Source organism: Prevotella sp. P4-119, from assembly GCF_002251345.1.
Lineage (GTDB): Bacteria > Bacteroidota > Bacteroidia > Bacteroidales > Bacteroidaceae > Prevotella.
Window position 1 is genome coordinate 1 of record NZ_NPJB01000053.1, and the last position, 1,392, is coordinate 1,392.

2 protein-coding genes are annotated in these 1,392 nt (G+C 48.1%); both read right to left on the reverse strand.

Annotated elements, in window-relative coordinates:
* The coding region (locus CIK89_RS05850; RefSeq protein ID WP_144007361.1) for an MFS transporter at positions 1-428 on the reverse strand (428 nt) is incomplete at its 3' end.
* The coding region (locus CIK89_RS13495) for a hypothetical protein (protein ID WP_094390468.1) at positions 394-1,392 on the reverse strand (999 nt) is incomplete at its 5' end. The genes CIK89_RS05850 and CIK89_RS13495, both read right to left, overlap by 35 nt.

Sequence of the window (1,392 nt, forward strand, 5' to 3'; positions counted from 1 at the left end):
CGACTCTCTGCCTTGTCGGGATGTCCGAGAACGGTAGTATATGGGTTTGCACTTGTTTCAAGACATGTCAGTCCACACCCAATGACGAATAGTGACAACACATAATAGTAGAAGCTATTAACCAGTAATCCAGGTATGAACATCAGTGCACCGATGCCGAATAACATGAGTCCAGTCGTTACCCCTTTGCGGTATCCCCATTTCTGAATAATCCATCCTGCGGGTAGTGCCATGAGGAAATAGGCTCCATAGACAGCAGCCTGTGTCAGTGCCGACATGGCTTTGCTGATATGGAATGATTCCTGGAAGTGGGGGTTTAACACTTCCAATATACCATGTGCAAAGCCCCACATAAAAAACAGGGAGCTGATGAGCAAGAAGGGGATAAGGTAATTATGCCCTTCGTATTTGAAGATTGATGGCTTCATGGTGAGCATTTGTAAAGTTCTTACTGTCCTTTACTACCAAGGCGAGATATCCTCCTCCACCTGCACCAGGCATTTTCCAAGCCAGTACATCGTCCATGGCGCTGTATTGGTCTATTGTGGGTTGTACGCTTGCTTCTTGGAGCTTCTCGCCGTTGATGGAGGGGGTGACCATGCCAGGGAACATGGCAATTTGTGCTTCAAACGATGCTTTGTAAGCTGCGGCAAAATCGTCAATATTGTGTGCGAGGATGGCAGTCCAGCAGGCATCAGCAGCATCAGCCAAAGCTTTCACCTTGTCTGGGGTGATGTCTTTATCCTCTACCACGCTACATCCTGGTCGTCTGGGAGCCATCGGTATCATTACGAGATGGTCTTCAAGGAATCGGAGTGTCATTTCGTCCTGTGTTGTCTCTATCTTTTCCGGCCAGAAATTGTGGTCGTAATAGTGTCGGCAGAGTCCTGGAATACAGATGCCGATTGAGTCTTGTGCGCCTGATATGATTCCATCGTGGCGTTCAGGATTGTTTTCAAAACAGAATACCAGTCGCGCCACCATTTCCGGATCCATATTAGGGAGCTTCACAGGCCATATCTTCTGTATCATTTTTCGTGTTGACGTTGATAGTCCGCAACGGTCTCTTACTTCAAATGTTGGTTCGAGTGAGATGGTGATGGCCCATCCGGGATGGTGCATGCTCACGTATGGTTGGTCTATCCATGTGCCTGCCAAGTCCAGTCGGGTGGGGATAGATTCACCGTTTGTGCTTCCAGCCTGTGTCGTATCTGTTTCTTGTTGCCCTTTGGCAAGTTCAGCCTTTAGTGATGATGACGAACGTGCTTGGAGTCCTTCGTGTGGTGTGCGTTGCAATTCCACATATTCTATACCTCTTTCTTTGCAGAGTTTACGTTTCTCGTCAGAACCACCTTCTGCATTGACCACAAAGACGTCGGGCTTCACCAAGTC